Source organism: Streptomyces sp. SD15 (genome assembly GCF_054462255.1).
Genome location: NZ_JBTLMO010000006.1, coordinates 22,342 through 47,227, shown reverse-complemented (window position 1 = coordinate 47,227; position 24,886 = coordinate 22,342). Strand labels below are relative to the sequence as shown.

The 24,886-nt window shown below is 69.1% G+C and carries 15 protein-coding genes; 5 read left to right on the top strand and 10 right to left on the bottom strand.

What is annotated here, in order from left to right:
- The first annotated feature begins 21 nt into the window (after positions 1-21).
- Positions 22-723, top strand: coding sequence for a TetR/AcrR family transcriptional regulator (locus ACX28W_RS07950; protein ID WP_458998042.1), 702 nt, complete (start codon positions 22-24; stop codon positions 721-723).
- Positions 724-738: 15 nt separating this feature from the next.
- Here ACX28W_RS07950 and ACX28W_RS07945 read toward each other — a convergent pair whose 3' ends face one another.
- From ACX28W_RS07945 to ACX28W_RS07930, 4 genes are all read right to left on the bottom strand, one after another.
- The gene (locus ACX28W_RS07945; protein ID WP_458998041.1) at positions 739-1,092 is read right to left on the bottom strand and encodes a 5-carboxymethyl-2-hydroxymuconate Delta-isomerase; all 354 of its coding nucleotides are present in this window, start codon (positions 1,090-1,092) and stop codon (positions 739-741) included.
- 64 nt (positions 1,093-1,156) lie between these two features.
- Positions 1,157-2,776 carry a SpoIIE family protein phosphatase gene (locus ACX28W_RS07940; RefSeq protein ID WP_458998040.1) on the bottom strand — a complete coding sequence of 540 codons (1,620 nt, stop codon included), beginning with the start codon at positions 2,774-2,776 and terminating at the stop codon, positions 1,157-1,159.
- 74 nt (positions 2,777-2,850) lie between these two features.
- The gene (gene pulA, locus ACX28W_RS07935) at positions 2,851-8,265 is read right to left on the bottom strand and encodes a pullulanase-type alpha-1,6-glucosidase (protein ID WP_458998039.1); all 5,415 of its coding nucleotides are present in this window, start codon (positions 8,263-8,265) and stop codon (positions 2,851-2,853) included.
- Positions 8,266-8,487: 222 nt separating this feature from the next.
- On the bottom strand, positions 8,488-9,870 hold the full coding sequence (locus ACX28W_RS07930) for an alpha-amylase (protein WP_458998038.1): 1,383 nt from the start codon (positions 9,868-9,870) through the stop codon (positions 8,488-8,490).
- 195 nt (positions 9,871-10,065) lie between these two features.
- Here ACX28W_RS07930 and ACX28W_RS07925 point away from each other — a divergent pair, with 195 nt between their 5' ends.
- Positions 10,066-12,114 carry a carbohydrate-binding module family 20 domain-containing protein gene (locus ACX28W_RS07925; protein ID WP_458998037.1) on the top strand — a complete coding sequence of 683 codons (2,049 nt, stop codon included), beginning with the start codon at positions 10,066-10,068 and terminating at the stop codon, positions 12,112-12,114.
- A gap of 55 nt (positions 12,115-12,169) precedes the next feature.
- Here ACX28W_RS07925 and ACX28W_RS07920 read toward each other — a convergent pair whose 3' ends face one another.
- From ACX28W_RS07920 to ACX28W_RS07905, 4 genes are all read right to left on the bottom strand, one after another.
- On the bottom strand, positions 12,170-13,852 hold the full coding sequence (locus ACX28W_RS07920; protein ID WP_458998036.1) for a glycoside hydrolase family 13 protein: 1,683 nt from the start codon (positions 13,850-13,852) through the stop codon (positions 12,170-12,172).
- A 178-nt stretch (positions 13,853-14,030) separates the two neighbouring features.
- Positions 14,031-14,942, bottom strand: a complete 912-nt coding sequence (locus ACX28W_RS07915) for a sugar ABC transporter permease (RefSeq protein ID WP_458998035.1) — start codon at positions 14,940-14,942, stop codon at positions 14,031-14,033.
- A gap of 13 nt (positions 14,943-14,955) precedes the next feature.
- Positions 14,956-15,960: a carbohydrate ABC transporter permease gene (locus ACX28W_RS07910; protein ID WP_458998034.1), complete on the bottom strand. Its 1,005-nt coding sequence runs from the start codon at positions 15,958-15,960 to the stop codon at positions 14,956-14,958.
- Between the two features lie 99 nt (positions 15,961-16,059).
- Positions 16,060-17,331 (bottom strand): extracellular solute-binding protein, encoded by a 1,272-nt coding sequence (locus ACX28W_RS07905; protein ID WP_458998033.1) that lies wholly within the window; start codon positions 17,329-17,331, stop codon positions 16,060-16,062.
- A 467-nt stretch (positions 17,332-17,798) separates the two neighbouring features.
- Between ACX28W_RS07905 and ACX28W_RS07900 the strand changes: the two genes are divergently transcribed.
- Together ACX28W_RS07900 and ACX28W_RS07895 are read left to right on the top strand one after the other, a co-directional pair.
- A complete protein-coding gene (locus ACX28W_RS07900; RefSeq protein WP_362081645.1) occupies positions 17,799-18,833 on the top strand; it encodes a LacI family DNA-binding transcriptional regulator in 1,035 nt (344 codons plus the stop codon).
- A 110-nt stretch (positions 18,834-18,943) separates the two neighbouring features.
- A complete protein-coding gene (locus ACX28W_RS07895) occupies positions 18,944-19,804 on the top strand; it encodes a phosphatase PAP2 family protein (RefSeq protein ID WP_458998032.1) in 861 nt (286 codons plus the stop codon).
- A gap of 149 nt (positions 19,805-19,953) precedes the next feature.
- On the opposite strand, the gene ACX28W_RS07890 is transcribed toward ACX28W_RS07895, so the two are convergent.
- Positions 19,954-20,874 carry a LysR family transcriptional regulator gene (locus tag ACX28W_RS07890; RefSeq protein ID WP_458998031.1) on the bottom strand — a complete coding sequence of 307 codons (921 nt, stop codon included), beginning with the start codon at positions 20,872-20,874 and terminating at the stop codon, positions 19,954-19,956.
- Positions 20,875-20,945: 71 nt separating this feature from the next.
- Between ACX28W_RS07890 and ACX28W_RS07885 the strand changes: the two genes are divergently transcribed.
- Positions 20,946-21,866 carry a DMT family transporter gene (locus ACX28W_RS07885; RefSeq protein WP_458998030.1) on the top strand — a complete coding sequence of 307 codons (921 nt, stop codon included), beginning with the start codon at positions 20,946-20,948 and terminating at the stop codon, positions 21,864-21,866.
- On the opposite strand, the gene ACX28W_RS07880 is transcribed toward ACX28W_RS07885, so the two are convergent.
- Positions 21,854-24,853 carry a bifunctional [glutamine synthetase] adenylyltransferase/[glutamine synthetase]-adenylyl-L-tyrosine phosphorylase gene (locus ACX28W_RS07880; protein ID WP_458998221.1) on the bottom strand — a complete coding sequence of 1,000 codons (3,000 nt, stop codon included), beginning with the start codon at positions 24,851-24,853 and terminating at the stop codon, positions 21,854-21,856. The genes ACX28W_RS07885 and ACX28W_RS07880 overlap by 13 nt on opposite strands.
- Between the last annotated feature and the right edge of the window lie 33 nt (positions 24,854-24,886).

Sequence of the window (24,886 nt, the reverse complement as noted above, 5' to 3'; positions counted from 1 at the left end):
TGCGATCGGTAAGGTGTTCGCATGACAACCGGGGTACGTCGCAGGATGGGTGTCGAGGAACGGCGGCAGCAGCTGATCGGCGTCGCCCTCGACCTCTTCAGCCGACGCTCGCCCGACGAGGTCTCCATCGACGAGATTGCCTCGGCCGCGGGGATCTCCCGACCGCTGGTCTACCACTACTTTCCTGGCAAACTCAGCCTGTACGAGGCGGCGTTGCAGCGGGCGGCGGACGATCTCGCGAGTCGGTTCGTGGAGCCGCGGGAGGGAGCGCTCGGGTCACGGCTGCTGCGGGTCATGCGCCGGTTCTTCGACTTCGTGGACGACCACGGGCCCGGTTTCTCGGCGCTGATGCGCGGCGGCCCGGCGGTCGGCTCGTCGACGACCAACGCGCTCGTCGACGCGGTGCGGCAGGCCGCGTACCTCCAGATCCTCGCCCATCTGAAGGTCGAGGATCCGCCTGCCCGGCTCGAGTTGGTGATCCGCTCGTGGATATCGCTCGTCGAGTCGACGGCGCTGATCTGGCTGGACGGGCGGCGGATTCCGCGCGCCGAGCTGGAGGTGCAGCTCGTGCACGACTTCGCGGCGCTGGCGGCGGTGAGCGCCGCGCACGACAAGGAGTTGGGCGCGCTGCTGCGTGAGGCACTCCAGGGCGAGCCGGGCGACGGGCCGTTCACCGACCTCGCCGTCCGGCTGATCTCGCTGGCCTCACCCGCCGCGTCGTAGGACAGGTCCTCAGGGCTACGCCACGAACTTCCGGTACGACGGGTCGAGATCGCGTACCTCGGCGGACACATGCAGCGTGAGTCCGTCGACGGGCTCGACGTACGTGCGCAGCAGCTCCAGTACGGCCTCGGTGAGCTTCGCCTTGGTCTCGTCGCTCCGGCCGGCCAGCAGGGCGAGCGAGACGTTCACGATGGCGTGCCTGTCCGCGTCCGCTCCCACCACCTCGTCCTCGGTGCGCAGGACCCGCGTCTTGCAGGCCTCGATCCGTGCGGCCGCCGTCTCGACGATCACCGGGTGCAGCGCGAGGGCGAACCCGTTCCAGTCGACGTGGTCGAGCGCCGGGGAACGCTCGACGGTGATGTTCGGCATGCGCACTCCTGTTCTAGGGGTCTTCTGATCACCCTAGCCGCAGCGCTCACCCCAGTCGCAGCGCTCACCCCAGCCGCAGCGCGAGCAGCGCGATGTCGTCGTCCCGGTCGTGTCCGAAGCGGTCGAGCAGCGTGTCGCAGAGGGCGGCGGTGCCGGGCGGGGCGTCGGCCGCGGCGGTGCGCAGTTGCTCCAGGGATACGGCGAGGTCCGTGCCGCGGGTCTCGATGAGCCCGTCGGTGACCATGAGGAGCCGGTCCGTGCGGGCAAGGGTCAGCTCGACGGGCGGCTGCCGGTCCAGGCCAAGGCCCAGCAGCGGCCCCGCGGCCTTCGCGTACTCGGCGTTGCCCGCGTCGCCGACGAGCAGCGGCGGGAGGTGGCCCGCGTTGGCGATCCACGTATGCCCGGTGTCCGGGTCGACCAGCGCCAGGCAGACGGTGGCGGTGACCTCGGGGTGGTGGTGCCGGAGCATCCGGTCGAGCCGCCGGGCCAGCACGCCGGGGTCGGGGTCCTCGACGCAGTAGGCGCGCAGCGCGTGCCGGAGCTCGACCATGACGGTGGCCGCGTCCAGGGAGTGCCCGACGACGTCGCCGACCGCGGTGAGCACGCCGCGTGAGGTGCGCTGGGCCGCGTAGAAGTCGCCGCCGATCTCGGCCTGCCGCGAGGCCGGCACATAGCGGACCACGACCTCCACGCCCGGCAGCTCCGGCAACGTCTTGGGCAGGAAGCTGTGCTGCAGGGTCAGCGCGACCCGGCGCTCCACCTGGTACCTGCGCAGCGGCTCCGCGGCGAGTGCGGCGGCCTGGGCGAGCCGGGCCACCAGGGTGTGGGTCTCGGGCTCGGCCGTCCTGTCGTACGCCGGGGTGGCCAGGCACACCGACGCCGTGCCGTCCGGGGTGCGGGCCAGCACCAGGCGGGCGTCATCGGGTCGGCCCGCCCGGAACAACCCGGCCGGCCACAGCGGGTCGGGGACGACGGTGGCGCGCATCGCGGTGCGGCCCGCCATGATGCGGGAGATCAGCCGGGCCACGGCCTGGTGCGCGCCCAGATCCGGCAGCCAGGAGCGGGCACGGCAGCGCGCCGTCCCGCACACCAGCTCACCCTCCTCGCCGAGGATGAAGACGGCGGCGGGCCCTCCGCTGAGCCGGGCGGTGCCCTCGGCCGCCGCCTCGGCGAGGTCCCGCAGTGAGCCCGCCGTCTGTACGGCCACGATCGTCTCGGAGAGCAGGGTCAGCTGCCGTGCGAGCGCCTCGGCACCCGAGCGCGCCCGAGCGGCGCGCACCGCCGCCCGTACGACCGCCCGGATCTCCTCCGGCTCGGCGGGCACCGTCAGATACGCCTCGCCGCCCGCTTCGAGACCCCGGCAGCGGTAGGTGGCCCCGGCGGAGGGGGTGGGGGCGTCAAAGAAGTGCACGACCGGCAGGGCGGCCAGGGGCGGCTGCGCCTTGAGCCTGCGGCAGAGTTCGAAGCCGTCCATGTCGGGCAGGCCGACGTCGACCAGCGCCACGTCGGGCAGGGTGCCCGCGCGCATCCGTGCGTCGAGCTCCCGGAGCGCCTCACCGGCGCCGGCCACCGGGACGACCTCGTGTCCGGCGAGGCGCAGTACGGCGGCCATGGCGTAGCGGCCGGCCGCCGTGTCGTCGACCACGAGCACGGTGGAGTCGGTGTCCTTGCCGTTGCCGTCCATATGAACAGCCCCTCGGGGCACGGGAGGTGGGGCGGGCCCCCGCACTTTCGGGCCCGCCCCACCACGTTAACCCGCTACCGCGCCGCCCGGGAGAACACCGCGACGCTGCGGGCCGGAACGGCGAAGGTGCCCGATGTCGCCTCGTACGACGAGGACTTGACGACGGGGTCCGCGCCCGCCGCCTGTACCGGGTGGAGGGCGTACGCCGTCCCGGCCAGGTCGCTCACGGACTGCTTCTGCCGCTCGGGCGTCGCGTTGAAGACGACGACGAGGTCGCCGAGCTCCATCGTGATCACTCCGGGTGTCTCGTCCTTTCCGGACAGCGGGAAGGAGAGCTCGGACTGCACCTGGTCGGCCGTGGAGAGCGAGAAGACGCTCTCGGTCGTACGGATCCTCTGCAGGTCCTGGTACGCGGCCGAGCTGCCCTCGATCTGCTCGCAGCCGACCTTCACCGAGCTCAACAGAGGTGCGGCATAGGGCCACTTGGACGCGTTGTCGGCCGCCGGTGGCAGCCCGCGGCCGAAGCCGTTGCCGTCCCGGCAGTCCCAGTGGATGGCGTTGAACCAGTCTCCGCTGTCGTACGAGTTGCGGTCCAGGGACTTGGAGCGCAGCAGGTCGGAGCCGGCCTGGGAGAGGGACGGGCCCTGCGAGAGGGTGGCCGTCGCCATGGCCAGGACCTGCATACGGGCCCGGTCGCTCGCGCTCGTCGCGGCGGGCAGCTTGTAGGTGAGGGCGTCGAACAGGGACTCGTTGTCGTGCGCGTCGGCGTACGCGAGGGCGTCACCGGGCGCGTCCGCGTATCCGGCGGCCTGGCCGTTGTAGTCGACCTCGGAGCCCTTGACCTCCTTGCCGCTGGTGTCGGTGAAGCTGTATTTGGCGAGATTGCCGCTGAGCCCGACCTTGATGAGGTCCTGGTAGTGCAGCAGGCGGGCCTTCTGCTCGGCCGAAGTGCCGTTGCTGGTCGAGGAGTTGGGGTCGGTGTAGAGACCGGACGCGAAGCCCTGGACGCCGGGGTCCTCGTCGAAGGGGCCGCCGCCGCGTACGGCGTCACGCGCGCGGTCGGAGAAGGTCGCGATGCCCGTCCCCGCCATGTTCTTCTGCGTGGCCTGTGTGAAGCGGGCATCGTCGGCGACCTCGCCGAAGTTCCAGCCCTCGCCGTACAGGATGATCTTCTTCCCGTCGACGCCGTCCTTGGCGAGGGTGAGCGCGTCGAGGGCCTTCCTGACCGCGAGGATGTTGGCCTTGGGGTGGTGCCCCATGAGGTCGAAGCGGAAGCCGTCGACCTTGTACTCCTTGGCCCAGGTGACGAGCGAGTCCACCACCAGTTTGCCCATCATGGCGTTCTCGGTCGCCGTGTTGGCGCAGCAGGTGGAGTTGGCGACACTGCCGTCGGCGAGGAGCCGCTGGTAGTAGCCGGGGACGACCTTGTCGAGCACGCTCGTGTCGGCCTGGCCGCTCGCGGCGGTGTGGTTGTAGACCACGTCCATGACTACCCGCAGGCCGTCCTCGTTCAGCGACTTGACCATCTGTCGGAACTCGACCGTACGGTCCGTGCCGTCCGGGTCCGTCGCGTACGAACCTTCCGGAACCGTGTAGTGGTACGGGTCGTAGCCCCAGTTGTAGGCGTCCTTCGCGGCGATCTTCGCCACGCACTCCTGCTGCTTGTCGGAGTCGGCCGCGTAGGAGGCCAGGTCGCAGTCGGCGGTCGCCTGGTCGGACTTCTTCTCGGGGATGGTGGCGATGTCGAACGCGGGCAGCAGGTGCACGTACGAGGTGCCGGACTTGGCCAGTTCCTGTAGGTGCTTCGAGCCGTCGCTGTCCTTGTCGGCGAAGGCGAGGTAGGTGCCCGGGTTCTCGGCCGTGGTGTCCGCCACCGAGAAGTCCCGGATGTGCAGCTCCTGGATCTGGGCGTCCTTCAGCGCCACCGCCGCGGGCTTCTTGAGGGTCGACCAGCCGCTCGGTGCAAGGGACTTGGCGTCCAGGTCGACGACGAGGCTGCTCTCGGAGTCGGCGGTCAGGGCCACCGAGTACGGGTCGGTGACCGTGTTGGTGACGACCTTCTGGACGGTCGGCGCCCACACCTTGACGACGTAGCGGTAGGGCTTGTTCGCCCAGGACTTCTTGCCGGTGACGGACCAGACGCCGGTGGTGTCGTTCCGCTTCATCCTGACGGCGGAGCCGTCGAGGTCCAACGACACGCTCTGCGCGGTGGGCGCCCAAACGGCCAGCGTGGGAAGGCCGTTGCGGAAGGTCGGGCCGAGGTCCGCCTTCGTCGCGTCGTACAGATCGTCGAGTACGCCGGCGATCTGCACGCCCGTCGCCGCGAGCACGGCTCCGTTCACGGCGCGTTGCGAGGCGACGACCTGGCCGCTCAGTGCTTCACGCACCCGGTCGCGGTCGCGCGGGTCGACGGTCCAGGCGGTGTACGACTTCAGGTGCGGGAACTTCTCCTTCTGGGCGTCGGTGAGGGCGGACTTGGACAGGCGGAGCCACTGGGCGTCCCCGGTCAGGGCGCCGTCCTTCACCGCGATCGAGCCGTCGCGCGAGGAGAGCAGCTGCGTGGACACGGCCGCCTCTGAGCCGTTCCAGGCGACCGTGTTCCGGTCGATCCAGACCGCCTTGGACGTGGTCAGGTCGAGCGCGGCCGCACTGCCCGCCGGCTGCGGGAGCAGGTATTTCTCCTGGCCGTTCACCAGCCACACCTCGTGGCCGTTCGCCGAGAGGTCGAGCGACTGGTCGGTGGGGAGGTCCTTCTCGTCGCCCTTGTGGAGGATGTAACTGAGGCTGGTGGCACCCTCGGCGAGCGGCACCTCGTACACAGCGCCATAGGCGTCAGTGTCCACCGGCTCCAGGGGCTTCGACCAGTCCGTGCCCGTCGCGGCGCCCGTCCAGACGTGCAGTCCCCAGCCGTCGTAGTTCCCGTCGGCGCGGTGGTAGTGCAGGACCGCCTTCGTCTTGTCCTGCGCGGGGTAGTCGGGCTTCTCGGTGAGGACGGCCTCCTTGCCCTGCTCGACCCAGATCTCGCCCGTCTTCGTGACGTCGATCGTGCGGTCGGCGGAGACGTCCTTGTTGCCGTCCTTGTCGATCACGAGATAGCCGACGCTGGAGGCGCCCGGCTTCAACTTGACGTACGCGAAGGCCCCGTAGGCGTCGCGGCCGATGAAGTCGTGGCCCTCGGGCCAGGTCGTCGACTCGCCGTCGGCGAGGTCGCCCCAAGCGTAGAGCCGCCAGTCGGTGTAGTCACCGTCGGTGCGCTTGTAGTGGACGATCGCGTAGTCGCGCGAGGAGGCTGTCGGGACTTCCTCAACGGGCGGGGTGCCCGTGACCGAGGTGGCCGTGGCGCTCGATGTGCGTCCGGCCGAGTCGATGACAACTGCCTTGTAGCGCAAGGTGGTTCCGGCCGGTACGTCCTTGGCGATGGCCTGGGTGACCTTGTACGGGGCGTGGTCGGCGGAGCCGAGCGTCTGCCACTTGCCGTTGCCGACCTGCGCGGCGAAGACGACGCGGTTCAGCTGACCGCCGTCGACGTCGGCGGAGAGCTCCACGGTGCCGGTGGCACCCGCGTCCGGTGCCTTCAGGGTGAGCGTCGGCTTCGAGGCGGGTGCGCCGAGCTTGCCCGCCGCCTTGAGGACGACGGAGGAACCGGCCGGGACGGTGACGGTGATCTTGCTGTCGGTGCCGCTGGTGACGGTGTCCTGGGTGCCGTAGATCCCGCGGAACCTCATGTCCGCCGAACCCGTCGCAAAGCTCGCCGTCTTCGCCTCGCCGGCGTTGTTCACCGCGACGACGTACTCGGTGCCGGTCTTCGCGTCCGTACGGGAGAAGGCGTAGACACCGGCGCCGTCGGCGGCGTACCGCTCCGTCTGGACGCCGTCCGCGAGGGCGGGGTTGTCCTTGCGGAGCTTCGCGAGAGCACTGATCTGCTGGTAGAGCGGTGCACTCGTGTCGTAGGCGTCGCTCGCGTGGGTGCGGTCGGTGCCGAGTTCGTCGTCGTCGAGGTAGTCGGCGGTCTTGGAGGCGAACATCGTCTGGCGGGCGTCCTTGTCGCCGCCCGCGCCGGTGAAGCCCTGCTCGTCGCCGTAGTAGACGACCGGGTTGCCGCGGCTGAGGAACATCAGCTCATTCGCGAGCTTGTCCTTCTTCAACAGCTCGGCGTCGGTCGCGTTCGGGTTGTCCTGGTTCAGGAAGTACCCGATGCGGCCCATGTCGTGGTTGCCGAGGAAGGTGACCTGCTCGTACGCGTTGGCCTTGTCCGTCGTGTACTTGTAGTCGTCGCCGAAGACCGAGGCCAGCTTCTGCGCGCTGCCGCCCTGGGAGGCGTACTGCCGGGCCGCTTCCTGGAAGGGGAAGTCGAGTGTGGAGTCGAGGCGGCCCTGGGTGACGTACGGCGAAGTGATCGACGTGTCGGCGGAGTACACCTCGCCGAACATGAAGAAGTCGTCTCTGCCCTGCTTCTTCGCGTACGCGTCGAGGGCGGTGGCCCACTGCGTCCAGAACTCCATGTTGACGTGCTTCACGGTGTCGATCCGGAAGCCGTCGATGTCGAAGTCCCTGACCCACTTCTCGTAGATCTTCTCCATGCCGCTGACGACCTCGGGACGCTCGGTCCACAGGTCGTCGAGGCCGGAGAAGTCGCCGTTCTCGGAGCTTTCCCCGGCGAAGGTGGAGTCGCCGCGGTTGTGGTACATCGTCGTGTCATTGAGCCAGGACGGGACCTTGGTGTTCTGCTTCGCGGCGGTCACGGTCGGCGTGCGCGGGAAGGAGTCGGCGTCGACCTCGGGGAAGTCCTGCGAACCGTCCGCATAGTCCGCGTCATCGAAGGGCTCGCCGTCCTCCGTCAGATACGGGAAGGCGCCCTTGGAGAGGTAGCCGTAGGACTTCTCCTCGTAGTCGACGACGTCGGCGGTGTGGTTGGTGATGACGTCGAAGAAGACCTTCATGCCCTTGGAGTGGGCCTTGGAGATCAGCGTCTCCAGGTCCTTGTTGGTGCCGAAGTGCGGGTCGACCTGGGTGAAGTCGGTGATCCAGTAGCCGTGGTAGCCGGCCGAGGCATTGTCGCCGGTGCCCTGCACGGGCTGGTTCTTGAAGATCGGCGCCATCCAGATGGCGGTGGTGCCGAGATCCTTGATGTAGTCGAGCTTCTTCGTCAGGCCCTTGAGGTCGCCGCCCTGGTAGAAGCCCTTGTCGGTGGGGTCGTAGCCGGTCGACAGACGCGAACCGGTCAGACCGCCCTCGTCGTTGGAGGTGTCGCCGTTGGCGAAGCGGTCCGGGAGGACGAAGTAGAACTGCTCGCGGGTCGCGTCATTGCGGGCGGCCGTCTTGGCCAGGGCCGCATCGGACGGGGGCGCGGGCGGGGTGGCGGCGCGGGCCGCGACGGGCTGGACGAGTGCTGCGGCGAGGGCGGCCACGGCGACAGCCGCAATCCGTCCGCGCCACGCGGTGTGATGGGGGGTGCGGTGCGCCCAGGGCGCCGGCCATCTCGGTATCACAGGCGGAAACTCCTTGCGATTACGGCTCATTCGGGTCCGACCCCACGCCGCGGCTCGGCTTCGTTGCCGGGCGCCGGCGTGACCGTATCGCTTACGAAAGGTTTACAGCAAGAGACTTGAAACCGATGGCAAGAACTTTCACATCCGGTCCGGAGGGAGGGCCCGACAGACCGAGGGCCCGTTCACCAGGTGATCGGTGAACGGGCCCTCTTCTGCCATCACTCAGCAGCTGGACTTGCCCGAGTAGATCGCCAGCGCCGTGTTCGTGCCGAGCGTCGCCGTGAACTGGCCCGAACTGTTCACCGTGACGGTCGTGTTGCTCTGGACGTTGCAGTACGTGCCCGCCGCAAGGGAGGTCTGGTAGGTGCGGGTCAGCGAGGACGACTCGTGGTTGATGGCCACGTAGCCCTTGGAGCCGCGGCCGAACGCGATGGCGTCGGCGCCGTTGTCCCACCAGTTGGTGACCGACTCACCGCGGGTGGTGTTGCGGAAGGCGACCATCGACTGGATCTCCGGCCAGGCGTGCTGGCACTTCCAGCCGTCCTGCCAACAGGCGTTGACCGTACCGTCGTTGGGCGGTCCGGCGTCGGTGGAGGAGAACTCGTAGCCCGAGTTGATGTCGGGCGCGCCGTACGGCCAGGCGAGCATGAAGACGTTCGCGAGCGTGTAGTTCGCGCCGTCCTTGTAGTTCAGGGTCGACCCGTTGCGCTCGGTGTCGTGGTTGTCGACGAAGACACCCGAGACACCGCTGCTCATATAGCCCCAGCCCTCGCCGTAGTTGCTCAGGTAGGCGAGGTTCTCGTTGTTGAAGACCCGCTTGAGGTCGTACGCGTACCGGAACTCCTGGACGTCGCCGTTGCCGGTGTACTCGGTCGGCTGGACGGCCTCGCCCGAGCCGTAGATGACCTCCTGCTTCCAGTACACGCTGGAATTGCTCAGCCGGGACTTGATGTTGGCGAGGTCGGCCGCCGGCATGTGCTTGGCCGCGTCGATGCGGAAGCCGTCGACGCCGTAGCCGAGCAGGGTGTTCATGTAACCGGCGATGGCGGAGCGGACATAGGACTCGCCCGTGTCCAGGTCGGCGAGACCGACCAGCTCGCAGTTCTGCACGTTGGTGCGGTTCGTGTAGTCGCTGATGGTCGCGGTGCAGTCGTCGAAGTCGTACGAGGAGTACAGGCCCGGGTAGTTGTACTTCGTGTACGAGGAGCCGCCGGTGCCTGTACCGCTGCCCGCCGACATGTGGTTGATGACCGTGTCGACGACGACCTTCACGCCCGCGTTGTGGCAGGCGGTGACCATCTCCTGGAAGTCGGTGGCGTTGCCGAGCCGCCCGGCTATCTGGTAGCTGACCGGCTGGTACGAGGTCCACCACTGCGAGCCCTGGATGTGCTCGGCGGGCGGGGAGACCTGGACGAATCCGTACCCGGCGGGGCCGAGCCGGCTGGCGCACTCCGTCGCGACGGAGTCGAAGTCCCACTCGAAGAGGACGGCGGTGACGTCCTTGGTTCCGGGCGGGGAGGCCGCCGCCGTGCCTGGGGGTACGGCCACCGTGACCGCCAGGCCCGCCGCGAGGGCGAGCGTGGCGGCAAGCGTTTTCCTTGCCATGTGAGTGCTCCTGCACTTCCTTGTGCGGGTGGGGGGGGGATCGGAACGTATCTCTTGCACGCAAGTTTCAGCAAGATGTCGAAAGAACTTCCAACTCCTGTATTGACGCGGGCGCTTCGGCGGTCCCACGCTCCACACGTGCCAACGCCCCGCGCGTCCCGGTCGAGTCGGCCGGATCCGAAGAGGAGCCGCACCATGATGGCCTTAAGACGAAGAAGGATCACCAGGCTGCTGCTGACCGCCGCACTGGCGGTCGGCGGGCTGGCCGCGCTGCCCGCCCAGCAGGCCGCCGCGGCCGACACCGGTATCCCCAACGGGGATGTGATCGCCAACCTGTGGGAGTGGAACTGGAAGTCGGTCGCCGCCGAGTGCACCGACGTGCTCGACCCGGCCGGATACGGAGCGGTGCAGGTGGCGCCGCCCGCCGAGTCGCTCAAGCAGTCCAACTTCTACTGGTGGGACGTGTACCAGCCGTACGCGCACAACCTGAACAGCCGTTTCGGGACGGCGAGTCAGTTCAAGTCCATGGTCGACACCTGCCACGCCGCGGGCATCAAGGTCTACACGGACGCGGTGATCAACCACACCGCCGCCCAGACCGGCACCGGCTACAACGGCACCGTCCTCACCACCAAGTACGACACCCCGGACTACGACCCGGCCGACAGCGACGACTGCACTACGACCATCACGGACTGGACCAACCGCTACCAGGTCCAGCACTGCGAACTCCTGGGCCTGCCCGACCTGGACACCGCCGAGAGCGGCGTCCGCACGAAGATCATCGGCTTCCTCAACCAGCAGATCGACCTGGGTGTCGACGGCTTCCGCGTGGATGCGGCCAAGCACATCGAGGCCGCCGACATGAGCGCCATCGTCGCCGGACTGCATACGACGACCGCGGGCTCGGCGCCGTACATCACGCAGGAGATCTACCCGGGCACACCGCCCTCGCTCGACGAGTACTACGGCACCGGTGACGTCCTCGACTTCACCTTCGCCTCCCAGGTGAAGTCGCAGTTCCAGGGCGACATCGCCAACCTGTCGAGTTTCGGGAGCAGTTGGGGGCTGGCCACCGAGGCGAACTCCAACACCTTCGTCACCAACCATGACACCGAGCGCAACGGCTACTCGCTCAGCTACAAGGACGGCTCCACAGCCGTGCTCGCCAACGTCTTCCAGCTGGCACGCGGCTACGGCACGCCGTCGATCTATGCCGGCTGGACCTTCAGCCAGAGCGACGAGGCCCCTCCGAACTCGGGCGGCTTCGTCACCGACACCGACTGCTCCAGCGGCTGGTACTGCCTGGACCGCGACACCGCGATCTCGGGCATGGTCGGCTGGCACAACGCGGCGACCGGCTACTCCGTCGCCAACTGGCAGTCCCCCGCGTCCAATGTGATCGGCTTCAGCCGGGGCGGCGCCGGGTTCGTCGCCATCAACAACAGCTCCGGCGCGAATACCTACACGTACACGACCGGTCTCGCCGACGGCACCTACCCGAATGTGATCGACGGCGGCGCCACGACGGTCACGGTCGCCAGTGGCACGGCCACGCTCACCGTTCCCGCCAAGGGGGCGGTCGCCTTCTACGACCCGGACTACGTGTGCACCGTCAACTGCGATGGTGGCAGCACCGATCCGGGCACCGGAACGGTCACGGCGACCTTCAACGAGTACGCGTCGACGACCTCCGGCACCGATGTGTATGTGGTCGGCTCGGTCTCGGCACTGGGCAGCTGGAACACGTCGAGCGCGGTGAAGCTCTCGTCGTCCAGCTACCCGGTCTGGAAGTCGGACGTCTCCGTGCCGCAGAACAGCGCCATCGAGTACAAGTACATCAAGAAGGACAGCTCCGGGAACGTCACCTGGGAGTCCAACGCCAACAGGACGCTCAACACGGGCACTTCGGCCGTTGAGGTCAACACCTCCTGGAACGTGGCGAGCGCGAACGCCACGGACGTGACCTTCGGAGTGAACGCCACCACCGACTACGGCACCAACGTGTACGTCGTCGGCTCGATCCCGTCACTCGGCTCCTGGAACACCGCCGACGCGATCCCGCTCTCCTCCGCCTCGTACCCGTACTGGGGCAGGCTCGCGATCGTGCCCAAGTCGACGTCGTTCGAGTACAAGTACGTCAAGAAGGACGCGTCCGGGAACGTGACGTGGGAGTCGGGCAGCAACCGGACCTACAGCACGGGTTCGGGGGTGGGCTACAGCGTGAGTGACACCTGGAGGTAGGCCGTACGAGGAGATGGGCGGTGCCCCGTGAACCAGGGCACCGCCCACCCGCGTGTCAGACTGCCCACCACACGGTGACATCCGCCGGCAGCTTCGCCTCGCCGCCGTCCTCCGAGAGGGTCACCTCGCCGCTGGCGATCAGCACACGGCCGTACGCCGGGAAGGTGACCGCCTCGGTGCCGGTGTTCGCGGTGCAGACGAACTCGCCGCGGCGGAAGGCGAGTACGCCCTCGGGCGCCTCCAGCCACTCGACGGAGTCGCCCGCGCCGAGGTCGCGCCGCTCCCGCCGGACGGCGAGCGCGTCGCGGTACAGCTCCAGGGTGGAGCCCTCCGCGCCGGTCTGCGCCTCGATGCTCAGCTCGGCCCACTCGGCGGGCTGCGGCAGCCAGCTGCCACCGCTTCCGAAGCCGTACGACGAGCCCTCGCGCGTCCACGGGATCGGCACCCGGCAGCCGTCGCGGAAGCCGTCCTGGCCCGCGCCCCGGAAGTAGGCCGGGTCCTGGCGCACCTCGTCCGGCAGGTCCACGACGTCCGGCAGGCCGAGCTCCTCGCCCTGGTAGAGGTACGCGGAGCCGGGCAGCGCCAGCATCAGCAGGGTCGCGGCCCGTGCCCGGCGCAGGCCCAGCTCGCGGTCGCCCGCGGTGCGGATCTGGGTGCCGAGCCCGGGCTCGTTGGCGAAGCGCGTGGAGTGCCGGGTCACGTCGTGGTTGGACAGCACCCAGGTGGCGGGGGCACCGACCGGGCGCATGGCGTCCAGCGTGCGGTCGATACAGGAGCGCAGCTCGGTCGCGTCCCAATGAGTGCCCAGGTACTGGAAGTTGAACGCCTGGTGCAGCTCGTCGGGGCGCACGTAATTGGCGGTGCGCTCGATGGTCGGGGTCCACGCCTCGGCGACGAAGATGCGCTCGCCCGAGTACTCGTCGAGGATCGTGCGCCACTGCCGGTAGACGTCGTGCACGCCGTCCTGGTCGAAGAACGGCATGACATCGTTGCCCAGCAGCTTCAGCTGCTCGTGGGAACCCAGGTCCGGCAGGCCCTCCGCCTTCACCAGCCCGTGCGCCACGTCGATGCGGAAGCCGTCGACGCCCATGTCGAGCCAGAACCTGAGGATGGAGCGGAACTCGTCGCCGACGGCCGGGTGTTCCCAGTTGAAGTCGGGCTGCTCGGGCGCGAAGAGGTGCAGGTACCACTCACCGGGGGTACCGTCCGGCTCGGTGACCCGGGTCCAGGCGGGTCCGCCGAAGATGGACTCCCAGTCGTTGGGCGGCAGTTCGCCGTTCTCGCCCTTGCCCGGCCGGAAGTGGTAGCGCTCGCGAAGGGGGGAACCCGTCCCCTCCGCGAGCGCTCGCTTGAACCACTCGTGCTGGTCGGAGGAGTGGTTGGGAACGAGGTCGACGATGATCCGCAGGCTCAGCTCGTGGGCGTCGCGGATCAGGGCGTCGGCGTCCAGCAGGTTGCCGAACATGGGGTCGACGGCCCGGTAGTCCGCCACGTCGTAGCCGGCGTCGGCCTGCGGCGAGGCGTAGAAGGGGCTCAGCCACACGGCGTCCACTCCGAGGTCGCGCAGGTACGGAAGTCTGGAACGTACGCCCTCCAGGTCGCCCATGCCGTCACCGTTGCTGTCGGCGAAGCTGCGCGGATAGACCTGGTAGATCACCGCGTCGCGCCACCAGTCGCGGTGTGCGGCGACGGTGGCGAGGGCGGAGGTCGGGGCCTGGTCGGTGGAGTGCTGGCTCATGGCGTCCTTGATGCGATGGGGGTCCCCCGGTCGAGCGGAGCCGAGAGTGGGGGATGAGTTCGGGTCATGGGCGTGTATGGAGACAACGGGACGAGGCGGCCGCGGTGACAGCGGGGTCGGATGGTCACCGCGGCCGCCACCCGCGCGACGGCGTCGCGCGGGAGTCTCTGGGCGGGCGTCAGCCCTTGGTGCCGCCCGCGGTGAGGCCGGCCACCAGGTTCTTCTGCACAAGGTAGAAGAACGCGGAGACGGGTATCGCGACCAGCACGGCGGTGGCGGCCATCAGGTTGCGCTGCGCGTCGTGCTCGCTGACGAAGCTCTGCAGACCGACGGCGAAGGTGTACTTCGTGTCGGACAGCATGAACGTCGAGGCGAAGGCGACCTCGCCGAACGCGGTGATGAAGCTGTAGAAGCCGGCGACCGCCAGGCCCGGCTTGGCGAGCGGCAGGATCAGCCGCGCGAACGTACCGAAGGGGCTGAGTCCGTCGACCCGTCCCGCCTCGTCGATCTCGAAGGGGATGGTGTCGAAGTAGCCCTTGAGCAGCCAGGCGCAGTACGGCACGGCGGTCGTGCAGTAGACGAGGATCAGGCCGAAGTAGTTGTCGATGAGCTGGAGTTCCGAAAGGATCTCGTACATCGGCACCATCAGTACGGCGACCGGGAACATCTGGGTGACGAGCAGCACCCACATGAACTTCTTGTAGCCGGGGAAGCGCATGCGGGAGACCGCGTAGCCGGTGGTGGCGGCGACCAGCACACCGATGAAGGTGGTGCCGAGCGACACGACGAGCGTGCTCCACAGCCAGTCGAAGAACTGCGTGTGCTGAAGCACGAACGCGTAGTTGTCGAGCGTCATCTTGCCGAAGATGCGCCCGGGGTGCAGATAGTCGTCCTTGTCCGGGCCGAGGGACAGATAGACCAGCCAGGCGATCGGGAAGAGCGCGACAAGGCTGGCGACGATCAGGATGCCGTGCGAGGTGATCGACCCGGCGAGGCTGTTCTCTCCGCGCCGACGCGACTTGCGGGGCGGCAAGGCGTCGTCCGTGGGGACCCGACCCGCCGGAGCGGAACTCTTAAGTGTGGTGCTCATGGGGGCTCCTGCCTCAGTTCGCGAGCTGCTGCTCATTGCGGGCCAGCCAGCGTCGGTAGACGGAGGTGAAGACGATCAGGATGGACAGCAACAGGACGCCGTAGGCGGCCGATTGCGCGTAGTCACGCGGCTGTTGGCCGAAGCCCAGGTAGTAGGCCCAGGTGACGAGGATCTGGGCGTCGGGGGCGGTGTCTCCGAAGAGCAGGAAGATGACGGCGAACTGGTTGAAGGTCCAGATGACGCCGAGGAGTACGACGGTGGAGCTGACGGGCCGCAGTCCCGGCAGCGTCACGTGCCGGAAGCGCTGCCAGGCGTTGGCACCGTCCATCTCGGAGGCCTCGTAGAGGGTCGAGTCGATGGCCTGCAGACCGCCGAGCAGCGAGACCATCATGAAGGGCACACCGCACCAGGTGTTGACCATGATGGCGGATGTGCGCTGCCAGAAGGAGTCCTCCAGCCACAGCGGCGACGGCAGATGCAGCGCGTCGAGGGCGGAGTTGATGATGCCGGAGTCGGCGAGCATGAACCGCCAGCCGAAGACGGTGACGAAGGTGGGTACGGCCCACGGCAGGACCAGGATGAGCCGGTAGAAGGTGCGGCCGCGCAGCTTCTGGTTGAGCAGCAGCGCGAGGCCGAGCCCGATGGCGTAGTGGAGCAGGACGCACAGGGCCGTCCACACGATCGTCCAGATGAAGTGCGACCAGAAGCGGTCGTACGAGGTCGGTCCCCACAGGATGTCGGCGTAGTTGTCGAGGCCGACGAACTCGTAGGTGGCGTCGATGTGGTTGACGCCGATCTGGCGGGCCGAGTTGAGGCTGTTGGCGTTGGTCAGCGTGAGGTAGATACCCCGCACCAGCGGATAGAGCACCAGCACGCCGAGCACGAGGACCACCGGGGTGATCATCGCGTACGCATACCAGTACTTCTGGTATCCGTGCTTGAGACGCTGGAGCGGCCCGGGGCGCGGCCCTCGGTCACCACGGCGCTTACCGGTCGCGCGGTCGATGACGACTGTCATGGTTCGACACCTTCTGGAAGATCAGGGGTTGGGCGCACGCAGGCCGATGGCCGCCGGATCTGTCCCCCCAATTCAGGCAGATCCGGCGGCCACACGGGGTCACTTGCTGAAGTCGGGGACCAGTTTGGCGATCGCGGTTTCCGCGTTGCTCAGGCCCTTGTCCAGCGATTCGTTGCCGGCGGCGACCTTGTTCAGCTCGGTGTCGAGCGGGCCCCACAGCGAGCTGTACTCGGGCAGCGCCGGGCGCGGCTGGGCGGCGGCGAGCACCGTCTGGTAGCCGGCGATGCCCGGGTCGGCCTTGACCTTGGCGGTGTAGGCGTCGTCGCGGGTCGGCAGGGTGGAGTTCTTGAGGGCGATCGTCTCCTGGGACGTCGCCGAGGTCATGAACTTCAGGAACTTCAGCGACGCTTCCTGGTGGGCCTTGTCCGAGCCCGCGTAGACGGAGAGGTTGTGGCCTCCGGTCGGGGCGCCCGCCTTGCCGGTGGAGCCGGCCGGGACGCTGACGATGCCGAGGTTGGCCTTGTCCTTGAAGGCCGAGCCCTTGTAGAAGTTCGTGATCTCCCACGGGCCCTGGATGATCGAGGCGACCTTGCCGCTGACGAACGCCTCCTGGATGTGGGCGTACGCGTCGACGGTGGTGTCGGCCTTGTGCAGGCCGCTGCCGTCGAACAGCCCTTCCCAGGTCTCGTAGCCCTTGACCGCGGCGGCCGATTTGACGGTGATCTTCTTGGCGTCGGCGTCGACGGTGTCGGTGTCCTCGCCGTAGAGGAAGGACTGCGCGTAGTACGCCTGCGTCGAGCCCCAGTAGCCGTCGACGCCCGTCTTCTTCTTGATCGCGGCGGCGGCGGTCTTGAGCTCGGCCCAGGTGGTGGGGGCCTCGACGCCGGCCTTCTCGAAGATCTCCTTGTTGTAGACCAGCGCGAGCGTGTCGGTGACCAGCGGCACACCGTACGTCTTGCCGTCGTACTTGGCCTGCTCGATCAGGCTGGGCTGGAACTTGCTCTCGTCCGCGAGGGCCTCGGTGCCGTCCAGCGGCAGGAAGTAGCCCTTTTTGGCGAACGCCGGGGTCCAGCCGACCTCCGAGCGCAGGACGTCCGGGGCGCCGCTGGCACCGGCGGCCGTGTCGAACTTGTTCTGCGCCTGGTCGAAGGGGACGTTGACGTACTTGACCTTGACGTCGGGGTTGGCCTTCTCGAAAGACTTGACCAAGGCCTGGTACGTCGGCGCCTCATTGGTGGCGTTGGAGGTGTCCCACCAGGTGATGGTGGTGGGGCCGTCCGACTTGTCGCTGCCGCTGTCACTGCCGCCGCAGGCCGTCGCCGCGAGGGCGATGGACGCCACCAGCGCGGTGGCCGCTATGCCACGCCGCATGAGATCTCCTTGAGGGTGAAAGCCCGAGTGGTTGAGGCAGCGGTCCCGCCCGCTCCCCTTGCCGACTTGCCGACTGCGCCGTTGCGTCCGCCGGGCGACGTGAACGTAACAGCGATGTAAGCGCCACGAAAGACCTTGCAGCAAAAAAGTGCAAGGACTGCCGAGAGTTACGTGCCCGTGACCTCTGTCCAGCGGCCCCAGAACCCTTGCACAAGGCCGCTCAGCAGACATGGGACCCCCTGTGCAAGACTCTGCAAGCTCTTGCCACACCTGCCGGGTACGGGGATCATCGCTCCGTCAGCGCCTTGCAGGAGCCACCCCTTCCCGCGGCGCACGCCCGGGACGCCGAGCCGACCACTACACGAGGGAGCGCGATGACGCAGCAGCCCGGAGCGGGCCGTTCAACCGCCCGCACACGGCGTCTGGTTGGTGGGCAAGGTGAGACCCGGCCGGTACAGTCCAATCCTGTGACCACACGGCTTGCCGACATCGCAGCCCAGGCGGGGGTCAGTGAGGCGACTGTCAGCCGCGTCCTGAACGGGAAGCCGGGCGTCGCCGCGACCACCCGCCAGACCGTCCTGGCCGCGCTCGACGTCCTGGGCTACGAGCGCCCCGTACGTCTGCGGCAGCGCAGCGAGGGCCTGGTGGGCCTGATCACGCCGGAGCTGGAGAACCCGATATTCCCCGCCCTGGCGCAGGTCATCGGCCAGGCGCTGACGCGGCAGGGCTATACGCCTGTCCTCGCGACCCAGACCCCGGGCGGCTCCACCGAGGACGAGCTGACGGAGATGCTGGTGGACCGGGGCGTCGCCGGGATCATCTTTGTCTCGGGCCTGCACGCCGACACCTCGGCGGACATGCAGCGCTACGAGCAGTTGCGTGCCCAGGGCGTCCCGTTCGTCCTGGTCGACGGTTTCTCGCCGAAGGTGCAGGCGCCGTTCATCTCGCCGGACGACCGCGCGGCGATGGCCCTGGCCGTCACGCACCTGGTCTCGCTCGGGCACACCCATATCGGACTCGCCCTGGGTCCCAAGCGGTTCGTGCCCGTGCAGCGCAAGATCGAGGGCTTCGTCCGCACGATGCAGGAGCAGTTGGGCCTGGGTCCCGCCGACATCGAGGAACGGCTGGTCCAGCACTCGCTGTACACCCTGGAGGGCGGTCAGGCCGCGGCCACCGCCCTCATGGACCGTGACTGCACGGCAGTCGTCTGCGCGAGCGACATGATGGCCCTGGGCGCGATACGGGCGGCGCGGCAGCGCGGCCTGGATGTTCCGAAGGACATATCGGTCGTGGGCTTCGACGATTCGCCGCTCATCGCCTTCACCGACCCGCCCCTCACGACCATCCGCAAGCCGGTCCCCGCCATGGGGCAGGCCGCGGTACGGACGTTGCTGGAGGAGATCGGCGGAACTCCGGCGCCGCACAGCGAGTTCGTGTTCATGCCTGAACTGGTGGTGCGCGGTTCGACCGCTTCGGCCCCTGGGGAGCGGAATCGTCCTTGAGGAGGAGCAGATACGTTCCTCGTAGGACTCCTCCCGGCGTAGAACATGCGACCAGGACCCGACCAAGGGATGATCGGACGGGTACGGCTTTTCTGGCAGACTCTGTGCCTATGGGTGAGACAACCGTGACGACACTGGAAGGCCGAGAGCAGGCCGCTCCACACTCCGTCGCGGAGGAAACCGCGGGGAAAGGACCTTTGCACCGGTTGCGGACCCCGCGTCGCCCCCGCTTCTGGTTCGAGATCCTGCTCATCGCGGTGAGTTACTGGACGTACTCGCTGATCCGGAACGCCGTGCCGGAGCAGAAGCACGAGGCGCTGCGCAACGCCGACTGGATCTGGCGCATGGAGCACCACCTGGGGATCGCCGTCGAGGAGTCGGTCAACCACGCCGTGAACTCGGTGACATGGCTGATCGTCGGCATGAACTACTACTACGCGACGCTGCACTTCGTGGTGACGCTGGGGGTTCTGGTGTGGCTGTACCGCAGCCACCCCGGCCGCTACGCGGCGACCCGTCTCTCCCTCTTCGCCACCACCGTGGTGGCGCTCCTCGGCTACTACTTCTTCCCGCTCGCCCCGCCCCGCCTGATGAACGGCGGCGACTTCGTCGACACGGTGCTCGTCCACCAGACCTGGGGTTCCATGGCCTCCGGCGACCTGAAGCACATGTCGAACCAGTACGCCGCGATGCCGTCGATGCACATCGGCTGGTCCGTGTGGTGCGGCCTGACCATCTTCGCCCTGGCCTCGGCGCCCTGGGCCCGCATCCTCGGCCTCCTCTATCCGACGGCCACCTTGATCGTCATCGTCGCCACGGCCAACCACTTCTGGCTGGACGCGGTGGGCGGCATGCTGTGCCTGGCCTTCGGGTTCACGGTGGCACGGCTCTGGTACGGGTCGCTGCCGTACGCGCTGCCGCGCTGGGTACCGGGGACGCGCGGGGCGCCCTTGCTGCCCGCGCAGGCCTGAGCGACGGGGATGGATCCTGGCGTATCCGGTCGGCGGTGCCGCCGCCACCGCAGGGGTGTCTGAAACCGCCAACACTTTGGGCCGAAGTGTTGGCGGTTTCCGAGGAAGGTCCCCGGCGGCGGACTCGCCGACGGCATCCGCCGCAACGGCTACGAGCTTGGGCCAGGCGGGCCTTTCCGGGCAGCTTCCCGGAGCGCGTCCAGCAGCCCGTCCAACGCACGCCCGGGCGAGACCGTAGCCCGCACCGCCGCGTAAATGGCCCGCACCGGCTCGGGCGCGCGCACCTTCCGGATGACGACGTCCGGATGCCGTCCCCCCAGTCCGAGCCAAGGGATCAGACTCACCCCGAGCCCCGCCGCCACGAACCCCTGAGCGGTGACGTAGTCCTCGCTCTGCACCACGAAGTCGGGGCTGAACCCGGCGGCCGCACAGGCGTCGAGCTGGGCGGCGAGGCAGGGCCCCGGCCACTCGCTCCCTACCCACGGCTCGGCCGCGAGGTCGGCGAGGTCGAGCACCCGCTTCCCCGCGAGCCGGTGCCCCCTGGGCAGCACGGCCCGGTACGGATCATCGAGCAGATGCACCAGCCGTACGCCCTCGGGACCCGAACCGCCCGAACCACCGGACCGCACCACGAGCGCGAGGTCGGCCCGCCCCTCCTTGACGTCGGGCAGCGGATCCTCCGGATCGATCAGCTTCAGCTCGACCCGTACACCAGGATGCTCACCGCGAAACCGGGCGAGGGCGGGAGCCACCAGCGAGGCCCCGGCCGTGGCGAAGTACCGCACCGCGAGCCGTCCCGTCCGCCCCGCCCGCAGATCCGCGAGTGCGGTCTCCGCCTCCGCGACCTGCCGCCCGATGACATCCGCGTACTCGGTGAGCAGCAGCCCCGCGGCGGTCGGCCGCACCCCGCGCCCGACCCGCTCCAGCAGCTCGGTCCCCGCCTGCTTCTCCAGCACGGCGATCTGCTGACTGACGGCGGACGGCGTGTACCCCAGATCCGCCGCGGCGGCCGTCACCGACCCGCTGCTCACCACAGCCCTGAGCACCTGCATACGCCGCACATCAAGCATGTAGCTCACCTTAACAGTGCATGCAAAACCTTTCGCTTGTCCTCAAACCAGCCGCCCGGGACCGTAGACGCATGCCGCATCCACTCACCGCCCCGCTCCGCATGGCCGTGCTGGCACTCCTGTGGGGCTCGGGCTTCCTCTGGATCAAACTGGCCCTGAACCACGGTCTGTCCCCCGCGTACATCACGGTCACGCGCTGCGCCCTGGGCACGGCGGTCCTGCTGCTCCTGGCGCGCTCGGCGGGCCAGCGACTCCCCCGCTCCCGCCGCCTCTGGGGCCACCTCGCCGTCGCGGCCCTCTTCTGCAACGCCATCCCCTTCGTCCTCTTCGCCGTGGGCGAGCAGACGGTCGACTCGGGCATCGCGGGCGTCCTCAACGCGACCACCCCGTTGTGGTCCCTCCTTCTCGGCGCCCTCCTGGGCACGGACCGCGCGTTCCACCCGCTCCGGCTGACCGGCCTGCTCCTGGGCTTCGCCGGCGTCGTGCTGATCTTCGCCCCCTGGCAGCGCGAGGGGCTGGTCGGCCTGGGCTCCCTGGCCATCCTGGCCGCCGCGGCGAGCTACGCGATCGCCTTCGCGTACATGGCCCGCCACCTCACCCCCCACGGCGCGCCCCTCGCCGTATCGGCCGCCCAACTCCTCACCGCCACGGCCTGGAGCACCCTGGCCCTTCCCACGGCCGCCCCCAGCCACCCCGACGCCACGGCCCTGCTCGCCGTCGTCGCCCTCGGCGTCCTCGCCACGGGCCTCACCTTCTACCTCAACTACCGCATGATCGCCGACGAGGGCCCCACCAGCGCAGCCACGGTCGGCTATCTGCTCCCCGTCGTATCCGTCGCACTGGGCGCACTGGTACTGGACGAGAGGATCGGCCCCCGGGTGATCGCCGGCATGGCGGTGGTCCTGGCCGGGGTGGCAATGTCCCGCAGACAACAAAGGGCGGACACGACCACCCACCACACCGCGCGCGCCCGGAGGGCTCACGCCCCGTAGAACAACTCCTCCACCAGGGCCCGAGCCCGCCTAGTGGTACGCCGATAGTCATCGAGCATGTCGCCCACGTGTCCGGGCCCGTACCCCAAGTACCGTCCCACCGCGGCCAGTTCACGCCCGGCGGACGGAAACGTGTCCCCCGCCCGCCCCCGCACCAGCATCACCGCGTTGCGCACCCGAGTCGCCAGCACCCACGCCTCGTCGAGGATCGCCGCGTCCTCGCCGGAGACGAGCCCGGCAGCGCAGGCCGCGGCGAGCGCCTCCCGCGTCCGCGTCGTCCGCAGCCCCGGCTCCTCCCACCCGTGCCGCAACTGGAACAACTGCACCGTCCACTCCACGTCGGACAGCCCACCCCGCCCCAGCTTGGTGTGCAGCGTCGCATCGGCCCCGCGCGGCAGCCGCTCCGACTCCATCCGCGCCTTCAGTCGGCGAATCTCCCGCACCGCGTCCTCGCCCAACCCCTCCGCCGGATACCGCAACGGATCGATCAGCTCGATGAACCGCCGCCCCAAGTCCTCGTCCCCCGCGACGACTTCGGCCCGCAGCAAGGCATGCGACTCCCACACCAGCGACCACCGCCGGTAGTACGCCGCATAGGAGTTGAGCGTCCGCACGAGCGGCCCGGTCTTCCCCTCGGGCCGCAGATCCGCGTCGATCAGCAACGGCGGATCCGCACTCGGAACCTGAAGCAGCCGCCGCATCTCCGAAACAACGGTGTTGGCGGCCCGAGACGCCTCCTGCTCGTCCACCCCGTCCCGGGGCTCATGCACGAACAGCACATCCGCGTCGGACCCGTAACCGAGTTCGTGGCCCCCGAACCGCCCCATCCCGATCACCGCGAACCGGGTGGGCAGCGTGTCGCCCCAACCGTCCCGCACCACGGCCCGCAATGTTCCCGCGAGCGTCGCCGCGTTGAGGTCGGACACCGCGCCGCCGACCTGGTCCACGAGCGCGCCCTGGTCTGCGACGGCGGGCGTCTCCTCGGTGCCGTAGGAGGCGATGATGTCCGCCGCGGCCGTACGGAACAACTCCCGCCGCCGCACGCCACGCGCGGCCGTGACCGCCTGCTCACCGTTCTCGGCCCGCCCCACCGCGGCGATGATCTCCTGCTCCAGGTGCGCCCGGCCGCGCGGTTCGAGCCCGCCACCGTCCCCCTCACCGAGCAGCGCCACCGCCTCCGGAGCGCGCATGAGCAGATCGGGAGCGAGTCGCCCGGCGGACAGCACGCGCGCAAGGTTCTCGGCCGCCGCTCCCTCGTCCCGCAGCAGTCGCAGATACCAGGGGGTCTTGCCCAACGCGTCCGAGACCTTGCGGAAGTTGAGCAGCCCCGCGTCGGGGTCGGCCGAGTCGGCGAACCACCCGAGCAGCACCGGCAGCAGCGTCCGCTGGATCGCCGCCTTGCGCGAGACCCCGGACGCCAGCGCCTCCAGGTGCCGCAACGCCGCGGCCGGATCGTGGTACCCGAGCGCGACAAGCCGCTCCCGGGCCGCGTCGGGGCTCAACCGGGCCTCGCCGGGAGCGAGTTGGGCAACAGCGTCGAGCAGCGGCCGGTAGAAGAGCTTCTCGTGCAGTCGCCGTACGACGGCCGCGTACCGCTTCCACTCACGGTTCAGCTCGCCGACCGGGTCGGCGCGCATCCCGAGCGAGCGCCCCAGGCGCCGCTGGTCGGCGTCGCTCTCCGGCACGAGATGGGTCCGCCGCAGCCGGTAGAGCTGAATGCGATGCTCCATGGCCCGCAGGAACCGGTACGCGTCGTCGAGTTGCACGGCGTCGGCACGCCCCACATACCCGCCGGCGGCCAGCGCGGCCAGCGCGTCCAGGGTCGTACCGCTCCTGAGTGACAGATCGGCCCGCCCGTGCACCAACTGGAGCAGCTGCACGGCGAATTCGACGTCCCGCAGTCCCCCCGGCCCGAGCTTCAGCTCACGCTCGACCTCTGCGACGGGGATGTTCTCCACCACCCTGCGCCGCATCTTCTGCACATCGGCGACGAAGTTCTCCCGCTCGGCGGCGTGCCAGACGAGCGGCGCGAGCGTGTCGACGTACTCCGCGCCGAGTGCGAGGTCCCCGGCCACCGGCCGCGCCTTGAGCAGCGCCTGGAACTCCCAGGTCTTGGCCCACCGCTGGTAGTACGCGAGGTGGCTGCTCAGCGTCCGGACGAGCGGGCCGTTGCGCCCCTCGGGCCGCAGGTTCGCGTCGACGGGCCAGATGCTGCCCTCGACGGTCGTCTCGGAGCAGATCCGCATCATGTGTGAGGCCAGCCGGGTGGCGGCCTGAAGAGCCTTGCGCTCGTCAGCCCCGTCCACAGCCTCCCCCACAAAGATCACATCGACGTCGGACACGTAATTCAGCTCATGTCCCCCGCACTTGCCCATCGCGACAACCGCGAGTCGGCACAGCGCGGCGTCGTCGGGCGCGGCGGTCCTGGCGATGGCCAGCGCGGCGCGCAGGGTCGCGGTGGCGAGGTCGGCGAGCTCGGCGGCGGTCTGGGCGAGGTCGATGGTGCCGCAGACATCGCGCGCGGCGATGGACAGCAGGCAGCGCCGGTAGGCAACGCGCAGCGAGACGGGGTCGGACGCCTCGGCCAGCCCCCGCTCGAACTCCTCCACCCCGGGGTGCAGGTCCCGCGGCTCGTACGTCACGAGTGCCTGCCAGTCGCGCGGGTGGCGGGCGAGGTGGTCGGCGAGCGCGGCGGAGGCGCCGAGCACCCCGAGCAGCCGGTCGCGCAGCGGCTTCGACGCGATCAGCGTGTCGAGCAGTTCCCGTCGGTCCGTGTGGCCGTCCTGCGCCTCGACGAGCCGAACCAGCCCGAGCAGCGCCAGATCCGGGTCGGCGGTCGCGCCCAGCGCGTCGAGGAGCACCGGGTCGGACCGTACGGGCGCCAGCTCGGCGCTCTCCAGGAGCCGCTCGGCGGCCGACGAATCGGTGAACCCGTGCCGCAGCAGCCGCGTGAAGGTAGTGCTTCTGCGCCCCGGCACCGCCGCCATCCCGGCCTCCTGTCGGATCAAGGTCCTACGACC